We start from the raw sequence: 14,402 nt of genomic DNA, 5'->3' as shown, positions 1-14,402 counted from the left end.
GGATGAGCGACGAGCCCTTCACCCTCACGGTCCTGGGGTGCGCGACCCCGTATCCGAGCGCGGACAACCCGTGTTCCGGCTATCTGGTGTCGAGCGGGGCGACCCGCGTCTGGATGGACGCGGGCACGGGAACGCTCGGTCCGCTCCAGCGGCACGTGCGCCTGGACGAGCTGGACGCGATCTGGATCTCGCATCTGCACGCCGACCACTGCGCGGACCTGCTCACCGCCTACTACGGCGCCCTCTACGCGGACATCCGGCTCGCGGCGCCGATCCCGCTCTACGGGCCGCCCGGCATCGCCGACCGGCTGGCCGGCTTCCTCACCAACACAGCGGCCCGCAGTCCGATCGAATCCGCCTTCGCCGTCACCGAGTTGTACGACGGGCACCGGGCGGCCGTCGGCTCGCTGCGGCTGACCAGCCGGGCGGTGGCGCACGGCCTTCCGGCGTTCGGCGTGCGCGTCGAGGCGGCCGACGCGTCGCTGGTGTACTCCGGGGACACGGCACCGTGCCCGAGCCTCACCGAACTGGCCCGCGGCTGCGACGTACTGCTGTGCGAGGCCGAGAGCGCCCAGGCGCCGGACGACGGGGAACAGGTGCACCACACGCCCGAGGACGCCGGCGAGACGGCCCGTGCGGCCGGGGCGGGCCGGCTGATCGTGACGCATGTCGGTCGCTTCCTCACCCCGGTGCAGGCGGCGGCCCGCGCGGCGACCCGCTTCGACGGCCCCGTCACCCACGCCACCCCGGACGCCACCTTCCCGATCGGCTGACCACCGGCACGGCACTGCCCTCCCTCACCGTTCGGCGGCCAGGGTGCATCCAGGAATCGTCCAGTTTGGGCTGTCATATTCATCACCGGCGGGACGAGTGCCTGTATGGGGCACTCGGCGCCCCACCCCGTCACGCGCCAACCCGCCCCGCCCCGGACCGTCTGACGACCGGCCCTGCACCTCCACGCCCCAGCACGCGCGGCCACGAGCCGCTGCGCACCGGACGGAGACAGACCGCATGACGACGCAACAGACCACCTCCCTCCTCGTCGGCCTGGCCGTCATGGTGCTGCTCGCGCGGCTCCTCGGCGCGCTGGCCCGGCGTCTGGGCCAGCCCGCGGTGATCGGTGAGGTCCTCGCCGGTATCGCGCTGGGGCCGACCTTCTTCCACGGGGCGATCTCCGACTCCCTGTTACCTCAGGACATCCGGCCCCTGCTCGGCGCCCTGGCCGCGGTGGGTGTGGCCGTGTTCATGTTCATCGTCGGGCTGGAGTGGGACGCGGCCCTGATCCGGGGCAGCGGGGCCATCGCGCCCAGCGTCTCGTTGAGTTCGATCCTGCTGCCGTTCGGCCTCGGCACCCTGCTGGCGCTCTACCTGATGGACGATCACGGCACCCACGACAAGACGGCGTTCATGCTCTTCATGGGCATCGCCATGTCGATCACGGCGTTCCCGGTGCTGGCCCGGATCCTCACCGACCGGGACATGGCCCGTACCCCGCTGGGCGTGGTGGCGCTGGCCTGCGCGTCCATCGACGACGTCCTCGCCTGGTCGCTGCTCGCCGCCGTGGTCGCCATCAGCGGCTCGGCGGGTCCCGACCAGTGGCGGATCCTGCTCGCCGTCCCCTATCTGCTGGGCATGCTGTTCCTGGTGCGTCCCGTGCTGCGCCGCCTGGTGGAGCGCAGGCCCGCGCCGCGGCTCACGCCGACCGTGTTCGCCTGCATCCTCGCAGGTCTGCTGCTGTCCGCCGCCGCCACCGAGTGGGTGGGCCTGCACTACATCTTCGGCGCGTTCCTCTTCGGCGTCGTCCTGCCGCGGTCCGGCACCGAGCGGCTCCGCCATGAAGTGCACGAGCGGCTCGGCCAGATGAGCGGAACCCTGCTTCTGCCGGTGTTCTTCCTGGTCGCCGGCCTCAAGGTCGACCTCTCGGGGCTCGACGCGAGCGGGCTCGGGGACCTCGGGCTCATCCTGCTGGTGGCCGTGGGCGGCAAGTTCCTCGGCGCGTTCGCCGCCGCCCGTCTGAACCGGATGCCGGTCCGGCAGTCGGCCGCGCTGGCCACCCTGATGAACACCCGCGGCCTCACCGAACTCATCGTCCTGAACGTGGGTCTGCAACTGGGCTTCCTCAAGCAGGAGTTGTACTCCCTGATGGTCGTCATGGCCGTGGTGACGACGGCGATGGCGGGTCCGCTGCTGACCTGGCTGCTGGGACGGCCCGCCGGCAAGGACGGCGCCGAGGCCCCCTCCGCCGACGTCTCCGAACTCACCGGCTCCCACGAGCGCGCGTGAGCGCCACCACGCGGACCACGTCCCTCAGCCTCGTCGTACGACGAGGCTGAGGGCGTTGGCGGCCACGACGGCGCCGATGCCCGCCCACTCCGGACCGCCCAGCTCCTGGCCCAGTCCGATCCGGCCGACGAGGGCGGCGAGGAGCGGATTGACGCTCATGAACAGCCCGAACGCCTGGGCGGGCACCCGGCGCAGGGTGAACAGGTCGGCGAGGTAGGGCACCGCGGAGGAGAGCACACCGGCGGCGACGGCACAGCCGACGGCCCCGGCGGTCGGCGGCTGCCTCAGTGCGAGGACGACGCCGACCGGAAGGAACATCAGCGCGGAGATCCCGGCCGCCGCGGCGGAGCCCTGCGCGCCGGGGATACGGCGGCCGACGCTGCGATTGAGCAGGATGTACGACGCCCAGCAGCACGCGGCCAGCAGGCCCAGACCCAGGCCCACGTAGTCGGTCGAGGGCCGGGGACGCATCAGAGTGACGACGCCCGCCGCGGCGACGGCCGCACAGCAGGCGTCGACGCGGCGCCGGGCGGCGGTGAGGGCGATCGTGAGCGGGCCGAGGAACTCCAGCGTGACCGCCAGGCCCAGACCGACGCGGTCGATGGCGCTGTAGAGCGACAGGTTCATGGTGCCGAACACCACGGCCAGCGCGAGCACCGGCCGCCACTGCTCGCGGGTGAAGTCCCGGGGTCGGGGGCGGCCGACGGCGAGCAGGACCAAGGCGGCGACGTACTGGCGGACCGCGACCACGCCCAGCGGCCCGAGGACGGGGAAGGCGAGCGAGCCGAGCGCCGCGCCGACCTGGTTCGACAGACCGCTGCCGGCCATCGTGGCCACGCCGGCGAGCCGCGCGCCCGACGTCACGGGGGCGGTCGTCCGCGAGGACGGCACGGAGGACACGGGAACCGTGGCGGGAGCGCGACGCATGCCCCGATCGTGCGCCGCGCCGACGCTTGCACAAAATGCGTCGACACCGCGATCCATACACTTCAGTCATGGATGTGGAGCTACGGCAGCTGCGCTGTCTCGTGGCCATCGTCGAGGAGGGCACCTTCACCGACGCGGCCATCGCCCTCGGCGTCTCCCAGGCGGCGGTCTCCCGGACCCTCGCCTCACTCGAACGGGCCCTGGGCGTACGGCTGTTGCGCCGCACCTCGCGCTCGGTGACGCCGACCGCCGCCGGGCTGCGGGTGGTGGACCGGGCCCGGCGGGTCCTCGGCGAGGTGAACGACCTGGTGCGGGAGGCCACCTCGGGCCACACCAGCCTGCGGATCGGCTACGCCTGGTCGGCGCTCGGCCGGCACACCCCGGCGTTCCAGCGCCGCTGGGCCCAGGCGCACCCCGGGACGGATCTGCACCTGGTCCGGGTCAACTCCGCCACCGCCGGGCTGGCGGAGGGCTCCTGCGATCTCGCCGTCGTCCGCAAGCCCCTGGACGACCGCCGCTTCGACACGGCCATCATCGGCCTGGAGCGGCGCCTGTGCGCCCTGTCCGCCGACGATCCGCTGGCCGCACGCCGTTCGCTGCGGCTCGCCGACCTCGGCGAGCGCACGCTGCTGATCGACCGGCGGACCGGAACCACCACCCCCGAGCTGTGGCCGCCGGGCTCCCGGCCGGCCACCGAGGAGACCCATGACGTCGACGACTGGCTGACCGTCATCTCCAGCGGGCGCTGCGTCGGTATGACGGCGGAGTCCACCGCGCACCAGTACCCCCGGCCCGGCGTGGTCTACCGGCCGGTGCGCGACGCCGAACCCATCGCCGTACGCCTCGCGTGGTGGCGCGACGACCCGCACCCCCTCACCCAGGCGGCGATCGAACTGCTCACCGCTCTCTACCGGGGCGACTGACGGCCCGAGGCCCGCCGGCTCGACCGAGCCGGCGTTCCCTTGCGCCCCTTGCGCTGTGCCGGGGACTACTTCCAGAGGTGCGGCCACGGGAGGTGGCCGGGCAGATGGGCGAGGAGGAGGTTCGGGTCCCGCCCGGTGAAGTAGGCGGCGCTCGGCACATAGACGGAGTGGTCGCGTACGGCCACGGAGGTCGGGTTGGACAGGCCGTCCTGCTGGGTGAGGACGACGACACGGCTGCCGTCGGGGCGGATCCGGATCACCTGGTTGGCCTGGATCAGGGCGGCCAGCACGGTGTCGCCGCGGCCGGTGAACGCGAAGTCGTCGATCGCGCCGAGTCCGCTCGCCCGGGTGGCGATCAGGCCGGCGGACCCGTCGGGGCGCACCGGGATGCGCAGCAGTGTCCCGCGATCGGTGTTGGACACCCACACGGCGTCGCCGTGGAACTTGAGGCCGTTGGCGCCGAAGCCGCTGGCGGGGGGTGCCGGGAGCGGGTCGAGCGCGGTGCCCGTCGCCCAGGCCGTGGGCCTGCCGCCCCGCTGGGGGATGCGCCAGACCGTGCCCCGTACGGAGTCGGCGGCGTAGAGCACGCCCCGGCGTTCGTCCAGGGCCAGGCCGTTGGGCAGGCCGTCGGCCGGCAGCTGGGCGATCTGGCGGGGGGCGCTGCCGTCGGGGGCGAGGCGCCAGACGCCGGTCCTGGGGGTACCGGTGGCGTAGTTGACGTAGAGCGTGCCGTCGTGGGCGCGGGCGATGCCGGTCACGATCGCGTTGTGGATGATCGGCGTGTTCGGGTTCGCTACGGCGGGGAGGGTCGCGAGGATCCGGGTGTCGCCCTGCCGGGTGACGTTCGCGATCTGGCGGGCGAAGGCGAACGTCAGATCGGCGGAGCCGTCGGGCTCCAGGGCGATGTTCTCCGGGGTCTGCCCGGCGGACAGGTCGAAGTGGGCGATGATGCGGGTGATCTGCGCGGTCGACTCGCCACTGGCCGCGGGAACCGCGGTGAGCAGGCCGAGGGCGAGAGCGGCCGTGGCGGCACCGGCCAGGCGGGACGGTCTGGGCATGCGGACCTCTTCTCGAACGGGGCATGAGGCACCGGCGGCGCGGCGCCCGAAAGAGAATTGACGGCAGTCCGGGGGCCCGGAACGGTAACCGTGGCCGGGGATTCGCCCGAGCGGGCCACGCCAGGGGCCCGGTTGCCGCGCATGCGGGTGACCGTCGAGGGTGGTCCATCACGGGGGGGGAGCGTCTCGCCCCGTGCCTGCGCGGGGGCCGATCAGCCTCGGCGGTGCGGGGTCGTCTCGCGGTGGTGCGACAGCAAGCGGGTCATGACGGCAGGGGGCAAGGACGGGTTGCTCGCGGCGGCCTCGGCGACCTCGTCGTCGGCGTCGGTGTCGGTGAGGAGGTCCACGACGGTGGCCGGCGGCAGCGCCGGATGGGCCGCGGCCAGGGGGCGGGCCCGTACGTCCGCCAGGCAAGCAAGCAGCGCGGGGGCCGCAGCGCGCGGGTGCCGGGCTATTTCGCGCAGCGCCCTGGGCACGGGAGGCCGCTGCCGGGCCAGATCGTTCAGCAGCGCCGGTGAGGCGTCGGGGTTGGCCGCCACTCGGGCGACGACCCGGGTGCCGTGCCGCTCGGTCATGGCGCGCAGCAGGGCGTCGGAGAGGCCGGGGTGCGACGCGATGGCGGCGACGACCTTCGCGTCGGGGTCCACGGCCAGCCGGTCGCGGATCGCGGGCGGCAGATCGCGCCGCACGGCCAGCAGCATCCGCAGCGTCGGATCCGGGGAGGCGGCGAGCTCCGCGACCTCGGCGGGGGACGCGGCGGCCACCCGAGGCAGCAGCGTCGGACCGATCCTGGTGACGGCGGCCACGTCGGCGAGCACGTCGAACGGCAGGCGCGGATTGTGCGCGAGAGCCCGCCGGACGTCCGGGTCGGGATCGGCGGCCAGCGTGCGCGCCACGGTCTCGTCGATCGCCGGATTCTCCGCGAGGTCGGCGCGCACCCCCGGAACGGGATCCCGGGCGAGCCGCCGGTACACGGCCGGGGGCAGGTCCGGGCGGGCCGCCAGCGGAAAGCGGAGCAGCATCGAGGGGTGGCCGGCGAAGCCGGCGACGGCCGCGGCTGGTGTGGCCGGGTTGCCCAACGCCCTCGCGTACATGGTGTGCGTGGTGGACTCGTGGGAGCCGTCGCAGGAGGCACCGGGCGGCAGCGTGCAGTCGAGGCGCGGGCAGTCCGGGGCGTGCGTGAAGGGAGTCGGCTCGCGGTCGCAGACCAGGCACGCCCGGGCCGGCTCCAGCCCCTCCCCTGTGATCAGCGTCGCCAGCACGGCCGGCGGCGTCGCCTCGTTGACCGCCACCGCGCCGCGCACCTCCGCGTGCGGATGCCGCGCGAGCCGGGCGGCCGTCTCCGGGCCCGCCCACAGGGCCAGCTCGGCGACGACCTCCGCGTCCGCGTCGGCGGCGAGCGTCTCCACGACATCGGGGGGCAGACCGGGGCAGGCCGCCAGCTTCTCCCGGTGCTCGACGACCGGATCGACCGCGAAACGGCGGGCCCAGTCCGGGTGGCCGGCCCCCTCGTCCAGGAGGGCCAGCGCGGCACGCGGTTGCGTCACGGGGTCGACATCGGCGACGGTCAGCCTGCGGTCGTAGGCGAGGCGCACCGCCAGGTCCGGGAACCGCCGGACGAGGGCGACGGCCTGGTCCCGGCCGAGATCCACGCGGCAGGAGAGGACCTCGGCGAGATCGTCGTCCGCGAGGCCGATCAGCTCGTCGACGAGCTCGGTCGGCAGGGCCGGGTTGGCGGCGAGCCCGCGCAGCACAGGGGTCACGGGAGCATTCTGCCGGGCGGGGTTCCTGCGCCGCCGCCCGGTTTTCGCCCGGGCCGGCGGCGGGCGAGATGGGGACGCCGCGCCCAACTGCGCCGTACGGATGAATTCGACACTCCGTCAGAGGTCAGCCCCGGCGCGGCGCGGAAGGCTCGCATGCATGACCGGTAACGCACACCCCCCGTACCGCGCCGGGTTACAGCGAAGTTCCCGGCCGCGGCGACCGCGCACACCGTCGGCCGCGGTCGTCGCCGTCGTGTCGCTGATCGCCGCGCTCCTCCTCGGCGGGGCGGCGCCCGCCGCCGCTCTGGTCAAGCCGGTCGTCAACGGCCCCGTGTTCAACGATCCGCTGGGTGCTCCGGCGCAGCAGAAGGCGATCTTCACTCAGCTCGTCCAGCTGATCGACGCCACGCCGGCCGGGGAGCAGATCCGCGGTTCGGTGTTCGAGTTCGCCGACCAGGAGGTCGCCGACGCGCTCCTCGCCGCTCACCGCCGGGGCGTCGACGTCCGGCTCGTCGTCGACGACTCGACGTATGTCGGCAGCGACGGCGCCGAGTACGCCAACGCGCCCTTCCGGTCCCTGCGGGCCGGGCTGGGGACCGATGACACCGCGCGCTCGTGGATCGTGGTCTGCGACGACCGGTTCGAGGACGCCGACGGCGTGGACGACGTGCGGCGCGGCTGTCTGAGCGTCGCCCCGCCCCAACCGGCGTACAACCACAACAAGTTCTTCCTCTTTTCGAGGATCGGGCCGTTCGCCGACGGCACCCGCTACTCGAAAGTCGTCTTCCAGACCTCCTCCAATCTTTCCGACTGGTACAAGGTCGAGTCGTTCAACGACGCCGTCACCTTCTCCAACAGCACCGTCTACGACGGCTACGCCGCGTACCACGAGATGCAGCGCCGCGGCCGGACGCTCGCCGGGGGCGACAACCGGGCCCACTTCTCCACGGCGAGCAGCGCCGGCTTCCGCGCCTCCTTCTTCCCGCGCGGCGACAGCTCGTACCACAACAAGGCGACCGACAACATGGTCGCCGCGCTGAACGAGATCGGCTGCGCTCACACCGGCGCGGACGGCAAGCGGCACCAGACCGACATCCGCATCGTGACGCACAGCTTCTTCGGCTCACGCGTCCAGGTCGCCGACAAACTGGCCCAACTGCGCGGCCGGGGCTGCTGGATCGACATCCTCTACGCCGAGAGCGACAGCACCGTCACCGCCAAGCTGACCGCCGCCGGCATCCAGCACCGCAGATGCCGCATCCCTCACGGCCCGGGCATCGACGTGCGCCCGCACAACAAGGAGATGCTGGTCGACGGCGATCACGGCGGTGACATCACCCCGCTCGTCTACACCGGCAGCGCCAATCTCACCGGGTCGTCGCTGCGGTCGGCCGACGAGGCGCTCGTACGGATCACCAGCGCGGCCTACCACGCGAAGTATCTGAGCGCCTTCTACAAGATCCGCACCGCCTGCGGCGGTTGACTACGCCGGCTCGGCGCGGGTGTCCGGGCGGAAGAACACGGCTGACGAGAGTCCCACCTTCGATCCGGGGGTGAGGAGTTCCACCGTCTCGGGCCAGACGGCCGGTTCGGGGAGGTCGAGTGCGGCGGACAGACGGGCGGCGAAGCGGGGCATCACCGGCGCGGCGGTCGCCGCCAGCAGTCGGGCGGCGGCGAGTTCGAGCGCGAGGGAGGTGCGGTTCTCGTCGCCCCACGCGTCGTCGTCGGCGACCGGTCGCTCCGCGGCGCTGAACCGCACCACGTCGTCGACGATGCCGTCCAGTTCGGCGGCGGCCCGGCGCAGGGAGAACCCGCCGGGGCCCAGGCTCCGGGTGAGCGCGGCGAGCCGGCCGCCCAGGAGGCCGAGGAAGGCGGAGTGTTCTGGCGTCCAGTTGCCGGCGTCGGGCGCGGTGCCGCCGTGGTGTGCGTCGATCCGCCGGCCCAGGTCGGTCAGCCAGGCCTGCCAGGTGCCGATGAGGACGTCGTGCAGGACTCTCTCGTAGGCGGCGGGGGTGAAGTCGGTGCGGGTACCCTCCGGCCGGGTGCGGGAGAGGAAGTAGCGCACGGCGTCGACGCTGTCGGGGGTGAGGATGTCCTTGCCCCACACGGCGTGCCGGCGGCTGGTGGAGAACTTGCCGCCGTCCAGGAGGTAGAACTCGTTGACGTGGTAGTCGATGTCGGGGGTCCAGTGCGGGAACGCCAGCCGGTAGAGCGCCGGGTAGAGCACGGAGTGGTAGAAGCTGTTGTCGTAGCCGAAGAAGTGGACGATCTTCCAGTCGGGTTGCGGGGTGAGCGCCTCCCATGACTCGCCGAGCCGCCGGCCGAGGGCTTCGATGCCGTGCAGGAAGCCGTAGGACATCTCCGGCCACACCCAGATGACCTGGTCCGCGAGGGTGGTCTCGGCGGGGGTGACGCCCCAGGTGGAGGGGTGGGTGAGCGGCAGGTCCAGCCGGGGCCGGTCGAAGACGCGGCGCGCCAGGTCCCGCAGCCGGGCGGGCACGCGTCCCAGCCGGTGGTGGTCGGCCACCGCCGTGCGCAGTTCGTGGAGCGGCAGGGAGTAGCGGCTGACGGGGGCCCGCCGGGGCGCGGCCGGGCTCAACGCGGAGTCCGGGGCCCTGAGGTCGGTGACGAGGTTGGGTTCTCCGCACTCCTCGCAGATGTTGCCGCCCGTGCCGGCCGCGCAGTGCGGGCAGCCGCCGCTGACGTCCCCCTCGTAGAGGTAGTCGTCGGTGGTCGCGTCGAACAGCGCGTCGTCCTGCCGTACGGTCACCGGGCCGGATTCCAGGAGGCGGGTGAAGAACCGGCGCAGGCCGTCGGGATAGGTTCCGTCGGTGCTGGTCACGGTGTACTGGTCGGGATGGATGTCCATCAGCCGCAGGGTCTCGGCGATCTCGTCGCTGTAGTGGGCGGCGGTCCGCGCGGGGTCGCGGCCTTCCTTCCGGCTCGCGGCGAGGACGTAGCTCTGGTAGTCGTCGCTGCCGGTCAGGTGCCAGGCGCGGGCGCCGTTCATGCGCTGGAACCGTACGTAGGCGTCGGCGCCGAGGTAGGGGCCGGACAGGTGTCCGAGGTGGAGGTCCCCGTTGGGGGTGGGCGGGGTGGAGAAGACGAAGACGGGGCGTTCTCCGGCGGCCCTGCGGTCGGCTTCGGTGACCGCGGCCAGTGCCCGCCGCGCGTCGCGCCAGTACTGGGTGAGGAAGACCAGGTCCGTGTCGCCGCGGTTCTCCAGCACATGGGACTCGAAGGGCTCGCACACGACGACGGTGCCGGGCTCCAGCGGGTGGCTGTGGTCGTCGGTGACGAGGGCGCCCCGGCCCGCGACGATCACGAAGCACTCGGTCTCGTCGTGATGGTGGCTCCGCGTGCTGCCGCCCGGGGGGATCCTGCCCCAGGCGGCGCCCACGTCCAGCCCCTCGACGTCGCTCATCCCGATGCCGAACGCCTCGTGCAGCCGGTCCCGGTCGTACCTGTCGATGATCACGTGTGAGTCCCCGTCCTGTGGTGAAGAGGCGGAAGCAGCCCCACGGCCTCGGCGGCCATGGCGGGTGCGAGGCGATAGCCGGAACCGTTGGCGGCGCCGACGAAGACCGTGCGGCGGTGCTCGTCCAGGGCGGCGACCACGGGCTCCCTGGTGGGGCTGTAGGCGTCGCAGAAGACACGGCCGGAAGTGCACCGCTCGACGAGTCGCGGCGCGTAGCGCGCCAGTACGGTCCGCGCCTGGTGCAGGTCCCGTGCGGAGATGCCGCGTGCGACCGTGTCCGGATCGACGTCCCACTCCTGGCAGGTGTAGCTGAACAGCCAGTGCCCGCGGTGGTGCAGGGGCAGCAGGAAGGCGTCCTCGTCGTGGAAGACGAGGGCGGGGTCGTCCCGGTCCGGGGCGATGTCCAGGTGCAGTGCGACGACCTTCTTCACGCGCAGGCCCAGCGGGGCGACGAGCTGCCGCCACGCGGGCGCCGCGAGCCAGGGGCCGGGGGCGAGCACGGCACAACTCGCCGTCACCGTAAGGCCGTTGGTCAGGTCGAGTGCCACGGCGTCCCGGGACGGCCGGACCGCGACCACGCCGACGCCCTCGTGCCAGGCGGCCCGGTCGCGCAGGGTGCGGACGAGGTCGTGGGTGAGCCGGGGCACGTCCGCGTACTGGCAGCCGTCGCCCTGCCACACCGCGCAGCCCGCGGGGACGCGCAGCCAGTCGCGCGGCGGCCGGGGGACGCGCCGCAGGGCGGCACGGTCCAGATACGCCTCGCGCAGCTCGTGCTCCGCGTCCTCGGCGGCGATCACCGTCATGGCCAGCGGGCGGATGGGCGCGTCGGGGCGCTCCCGGCGCAGTCCTCGGTAGAAGTCCTGGCTGTAGGCGGACATGCGGCGCACGCGTTCGGTGGCGCCACGGGGGAAGTGCAGTCCAGCCGACCGGCGGGTGGCGCCGGAGGCGACGGTGTCCCGGTCGAGGACCAGTAGCGCGCTGTCCGGGTGCCGGGTCAGGATCTCCCGTGCGGTCATGGTCCCGATCACCCCCGCGCCGACGACGGCGACGTCGACGTGGGTGCCGGCCGCCGTGGTCATGAGGCCGGCCAGGGGTTGCGCGGAGCGGCCTTGGACGACCACTCGATGAAGGACGGCAGTTGGTCGTTGCCGCGCAGTCCGCGCAGCCGGTCGGCGATGCGCCGGCTGCGCCAGGCGTTCAGGCTGAGATTGGGATCGGCCAGGCCGCGCTGTCGGCGCGCGGCGTTCTGCAGGAAGATGTCGCGGTGCGGCGGGCCGTCCCAGTACACGGCGAAGTCCTGGTCGATGCGGGGTTCGTCGTGCTCCACCTCCAGCCGGTGGGCCAGCGGGGCGAGGAAGTCCATCGGCGCGGGCCGGAAGCCGGTCGCCCAGACGACGACGTCGGCCTCGTGCTGTTCCGTCGCGTGCGGATGGTCGTTGTGCCGGGCCGTGACGACCCAGCCGCCCGCGATGCCCCGGGTGATGGCGGTGACCTCGCGGTTGGGGTACAGGCCGACGAGGTCGGGCAGTTGGTCGATGAACCGGCGAACGTACAGCTGCTGGTAGATCGACCGCAGCGTGTCCTCGGAGATCCCGTCGCTGGTCAGGACGTGCCGTTCGTTGAACTCGTGCCGGGCGTGCGGCGGCAGGCCGTAGAAGTAGTCCGAGTGGCTCGGCGTGTAGAAGTCGTTGGTGAAGGGCGAGTCGTCGATCGGGAAGTAGTTGCGTCGCCGGGACAGCCAGCTCACCCGCCGGGGCATGTCGGCGGCCGGCCGGGACACCAGGTCGAGGAACGCCTCGGCGCCCGACTGGCCTCCGCCGATGACCACGATCCGCTTGCCGCCCATGTGTTGGGCGCGGTCCAGGAACTCGCTGACGTGGAAGCTGGTGGGCCCGAGGGACGCCCGTGCCTCCGGCGGGAGATGGGGGCGGCTGCCGACGCCGACGACGATGTTGTCGGCGGTCACGGTCCGGTGGGCGGTGCGCACCCGGAAGACGCCGTCGAAGGCGACCTCCCGGACCTCCTCCCCGAAGGCGAGGTTCGGGTTGCGACGGCAGGCCCAGGCCAGGTAGTTGCGGAACTCCTGGCGCGGCACGCTGGAGAACTGGGCGTTGAGGAAGTGGTAGACGCGCCCCTGGTCGTGCAGGTAGGAGAGGAACGAGAAGGGGCTGCCGGGATCGGCGAGGCTCACCAGGTCCTTGAACAGGGAGACCTGGAGCGTGGTGCCGGGGATCTGCTGGCCGTCGTGCCAGTCGAAGGAGTCCTTGCGGTCGAGGAAGAGGCTGGACACCTCCGGGTCGCCGCACAGGAGCGAGGCGAGGCTGAGATTCGCCGGCCCGGCTCCCACTCCGACGCAGCGGTAGTGCGCCGCGGTGCCGCCGCCGGGACTGTCATGCGCCATGTCGTGACCTCTCTTGGATAGGCGTCGGCCGGTGCGGGGCCGCCGCGGGCCGCGGGCGGCTCCTCACGGGGCCGCGGAGCAGGCGGGCGTCAGGGATGCCGGGCGCGGGGCGTGCGACTCCCACCACTTCCGGCCCTCCGGGGGGAGCGTGTAGAGGGGGTCGTAGTACTCGTGCAGCCGGGTCAGGTCCTCCGGTTTTCCCTCGTCGAGGGAGGTGCGGTAGTTCTTGGACCAGTAGGAGATGCCCCGCACGCGGTCGTAGGCGGACAGCTGGTGGACCCAGCGTTTGCCGACCATGGGCACGTCGCAGACGATGCGCGGGGTAGCGAAGCCCGGCAGGTATCCCATGATGGCGTGCTGGAGTTCCTGCGCCTCCGCGACGGAGGTCCGCCAGTGCTCGCTGTGCGGGATCATGTCGCACAGGTAGAAGTAGTACGGAATGACGCCCGCCGAATCGAGCAGGGCGAAGCACAGGTCGAGCAGGGCGGCCGGGGTGTCGTTGACCGTGCGCAGCAGGACGGCCTGGTTGCGTACGTCGCGCAGGCCGGCCTCGATGAGCTGCCGGGCCGCGCGGGACACGCTCTCGGTGACCTGCTGGGCAGCGTTGGCGTGGGTGTGCAGCGCGATCTGGACGCCACGGGAGCGGGCGGTGGCGGTCAGTCGCGCGATGCCGTCCAGGACGCGCGGGTCCGTCCAGTGCTGGGGCAGGCCGATCAGTGCCTTGCTGGCCAGGCGGATGTCCCGGACGGAGCCGACGTCCAGCAGGGCCTGGACGAACGCCTCGACGCGGGGCCAGGGCACGTTGGCGAGGTCGCCGCCGGACACGACGACGTCCCGCACGCCGGGGGTCTTGCGCAGGTATTCGATCATGGCCTGGAGCCGCGCCTGGGGGGTGAGGGCGAACCGTGTCTTGGTCACCGACGGCGTCGAGTTGCCCACCAGGTCCATCCGGGTGCAGTGCCCGCAGTACTGCGGGCAGGTGGCCACCAGTTCCGCCAGCACCTTGGTGGGGTAGCGGTGGGTGAGGCCCTCGGCCACCCACATGTCGCGCTCGTGCAGGGAGTCCCGCTCCGCGTACGGGTGGGAGGGGAAGTCGGCGCGGCGGTCGGAGAAGACCGGCAGCATGTACCGGCGCACGGGGTCGGCGTAGAAGGCGTCGGTCAGGCTCCCGGGTCCGCGCGGGGGTGTGCCGGGCGCCATGGTGTTGATCATGTGCGGGGTGACGAGCAGGGACATCGTCGCGCGTTCGCGTCCGTCGCGCTCCAGGTCGGCGAAGAAGGTGTCGTCGACCAGGTCCCCCAGGACGGCGCGCAGTTGCCGGACGTTCTTGACGCAGTGCGCGCGCTGCCACTGGGGGGAGTTCCACTCGGCGGCGGAGACGTCGCGCCATCCCGGTAATCGCCGCGGGTCGGGCTCGCCGGCCTCGCGGTACTGGTACGCGTAGGGCTGCAGGACGTCGGACATGTGAATCCTCTCGGCTGCCCGTGGCAGCGGGCTCGGGCCGTGGCGTACGGGGTGGCCGGCCGCCACGGCCCGGGCCGCCGATGCCGGGACGTGCGCCCGGCCGGC

11 protein-coding genes are annotated in these 14,402 nt (G+C 72.8%); 4 read left to right on the top strand and 7 right to left on the bottom strand.

Annotation, left to right across the window (positions count from 1 at the left end; all coding sequences use genetic code 11):
* The first annotated feature begins 2 nt into the window (after window positions 1-2).
* Both ACZ5NW_RS06590 and ACZ5NW_RS06585 read left to right on the top strand, forming a co-directional pair.
* A complete protein-coding gene (locus tag ACZ5NW_RS06590) occupies window positions 3-773 on the top strand; it encodes an MBL fold metallo-hydrolase (RefSeq protein WP_468742600.1) in 771 nt (256 codons plus the stop codon).
* A gap of 238 nt (window positions 774-1,011) precedes the next feature.
* Window positions 1,012-2,283: a cation:proton antiporter domain-containing protein gene (locus ACZ5NW_RS06585; protein ID WP_468742599.1), complete on the top strand. Its 1,272-nt coding sequence runs from the start codon at window positions 1,012-1,014 to the stop codon at window positions 2,281-2,283.
* Between the two features lie 24 nt (window positions 2,284-2,307).
* On the opposite strand, the gene ACZ5NW_RS06580 is transcribed toward ACZ5NW_RS06585, so the two are convergent.
* A complete protein-coding gene (locus ACZ5NW_RS06580; protein ID WP_468742598.1) occupies window positions 2,308-3,210 on the bottom strand; it encodes an EamA family transporter in 903 nt (300 codons plus the stop codon).
* Between the two features lie 68 nt (window positions 3,211-3,278).
* Between ACZ5NW_RS06580 and ACZ5NW_RS06575 the strand changes: the two genes are divergently transcribed.
* Window positions 3,279-4,133 (top strand): LysR family transcriptional regulator, encoded by an 855-nt coding sequence (locus tag ACZ5NW_RS06575; RefSeq protein WP_468742597.1) that lies wholly within the window; start codon window positions 3,279-3,281, stop codon window positions 4,131-4,133.
* 65 nt (window positions 4,134-4,198) lie between these two features.
* Here the strand turns inward: ACZ5NW_RS06575 and ACZ5NW_RS06570 are convergent, their stop codons facing one another.
* Window positions 4,199-5,191 (bottom strand): SMP-30/gluconolactonase/LRE family protein, encoded by a 993-nt coding sequence (locus tag ACZ5NW_RS06570; protein WP_468742596.1) that lies wholly within the window; start codon window positions 5,189-5,191, stop codon window positions 4,199-4,201.
* A gap of 212 nt (window positions 5,192-5,403) precedes the next feature.
* Window positions 5,404-6,954 (bottom strand): hypothetical protein, encoded by a 1,551-nt coding sequence (locus ACZ5NW_RS06565; RefSeq protein ID WP_468742595.1) that lies wholly within the window; start codon window positions 6,952-6,954, stop codon window positions 5,404-5,406.
* Between the two features lie 157 nt (window positions 6,955-7,111).
* Between ACZ5NW_RS06565 and ACZ5NW_RS06560 the strand changes: the two genes are divergently transcribed.
* A complete protein-coding gene (locus ACZ5NW_RS06560; protein ID WP_468742594.1) occupies window positions 7,112-8,437 on the top strand; it encodes a phospholipase D-like domain-containing protein in 1,326 nt (441 codons plus the stop codon).
* On the opposite strand, the gene ACZ5NW_RS06555 is transcribed toward ACZ5NW_RS06560, so the two are convergent.
* The 4 genes from ACZ5NW_RS06555 to ACZ5NW_RS06540 all read right to left on the bottom strand — a co-directional run bounded on the left by ACZ5NW_RS06555 (window position 8,438) and on the right by ACZ5NW_RS06540 (window position 14,297).
* On the bottom strand, window positions 8,438-10,432 hold the full coding sequence (locus ACZ5NW_RS06555; RefSeq protein ID WP_468742593.1) for a class I tRNA ligase family protein: 1,995 nt from the start codon (window positions 10,430-10,432) through the stop codon (window positions 8,438-8,440).
* The gene (locus ACZ5NW_RS06550) at window positions 10,429-11,511 is read right to left on the bottom strand and encodes an NAD(P)/FAD-dependent oxidoreductase (RefSeq protein ID WP_468742592.1); all 1,083 of its coding nucleotides are present in this window, start codon (window positions 11,509-11,511) and stop codon (window positions 10,429-10,431) included. The genes ACZ5NW_RS06555 and ACZ5NW_RS06550 overlap by 4 nt, the downstream gene beginning before the upstream one ends.
* Window positions 11,508-12,833, bottom strand: coding sequence for a lysine N(6)-hydroxylase/L-ornithine N(5)-oxygenase family protein (locus ACZ5NW_RS06545; RefSeq protein WP_468742591.1), 1,326 nt, complete (start codon window positions 12,831-12,833; stop codon window positions 11,508-11,510). The genes ACZ5NW_RS06550 and ACZ5NW_RS06545 overlap by 4 nt, the downstream gene beginning before the upstream one ends.
* Before the next feature lie 63 nt (window positions 12,834-12,896).
* Window positions 12,897-14,297, bottom strand: coding sequence for a KamA family radical SAM protein (locus ACZ5NW_RS06540; RefSeq protein ID WP_468742590.1), 1,401 nt, complete (start codon window positions 14,295-14,297; stop codon window positions 12,897-12,899).
* Window positions 14,298-14,402: the final 105 nt, after the last annotated feature.

The sequence above is a fragment of the Streptomyces sp. NPDC032126 genome (assembly GCF_055580085.1).
The sequence above is the reverse complement of the archived record's forward strand: the minus strand, read 5'-3'. Positions and strand labels throughout refer to the sequence as shown.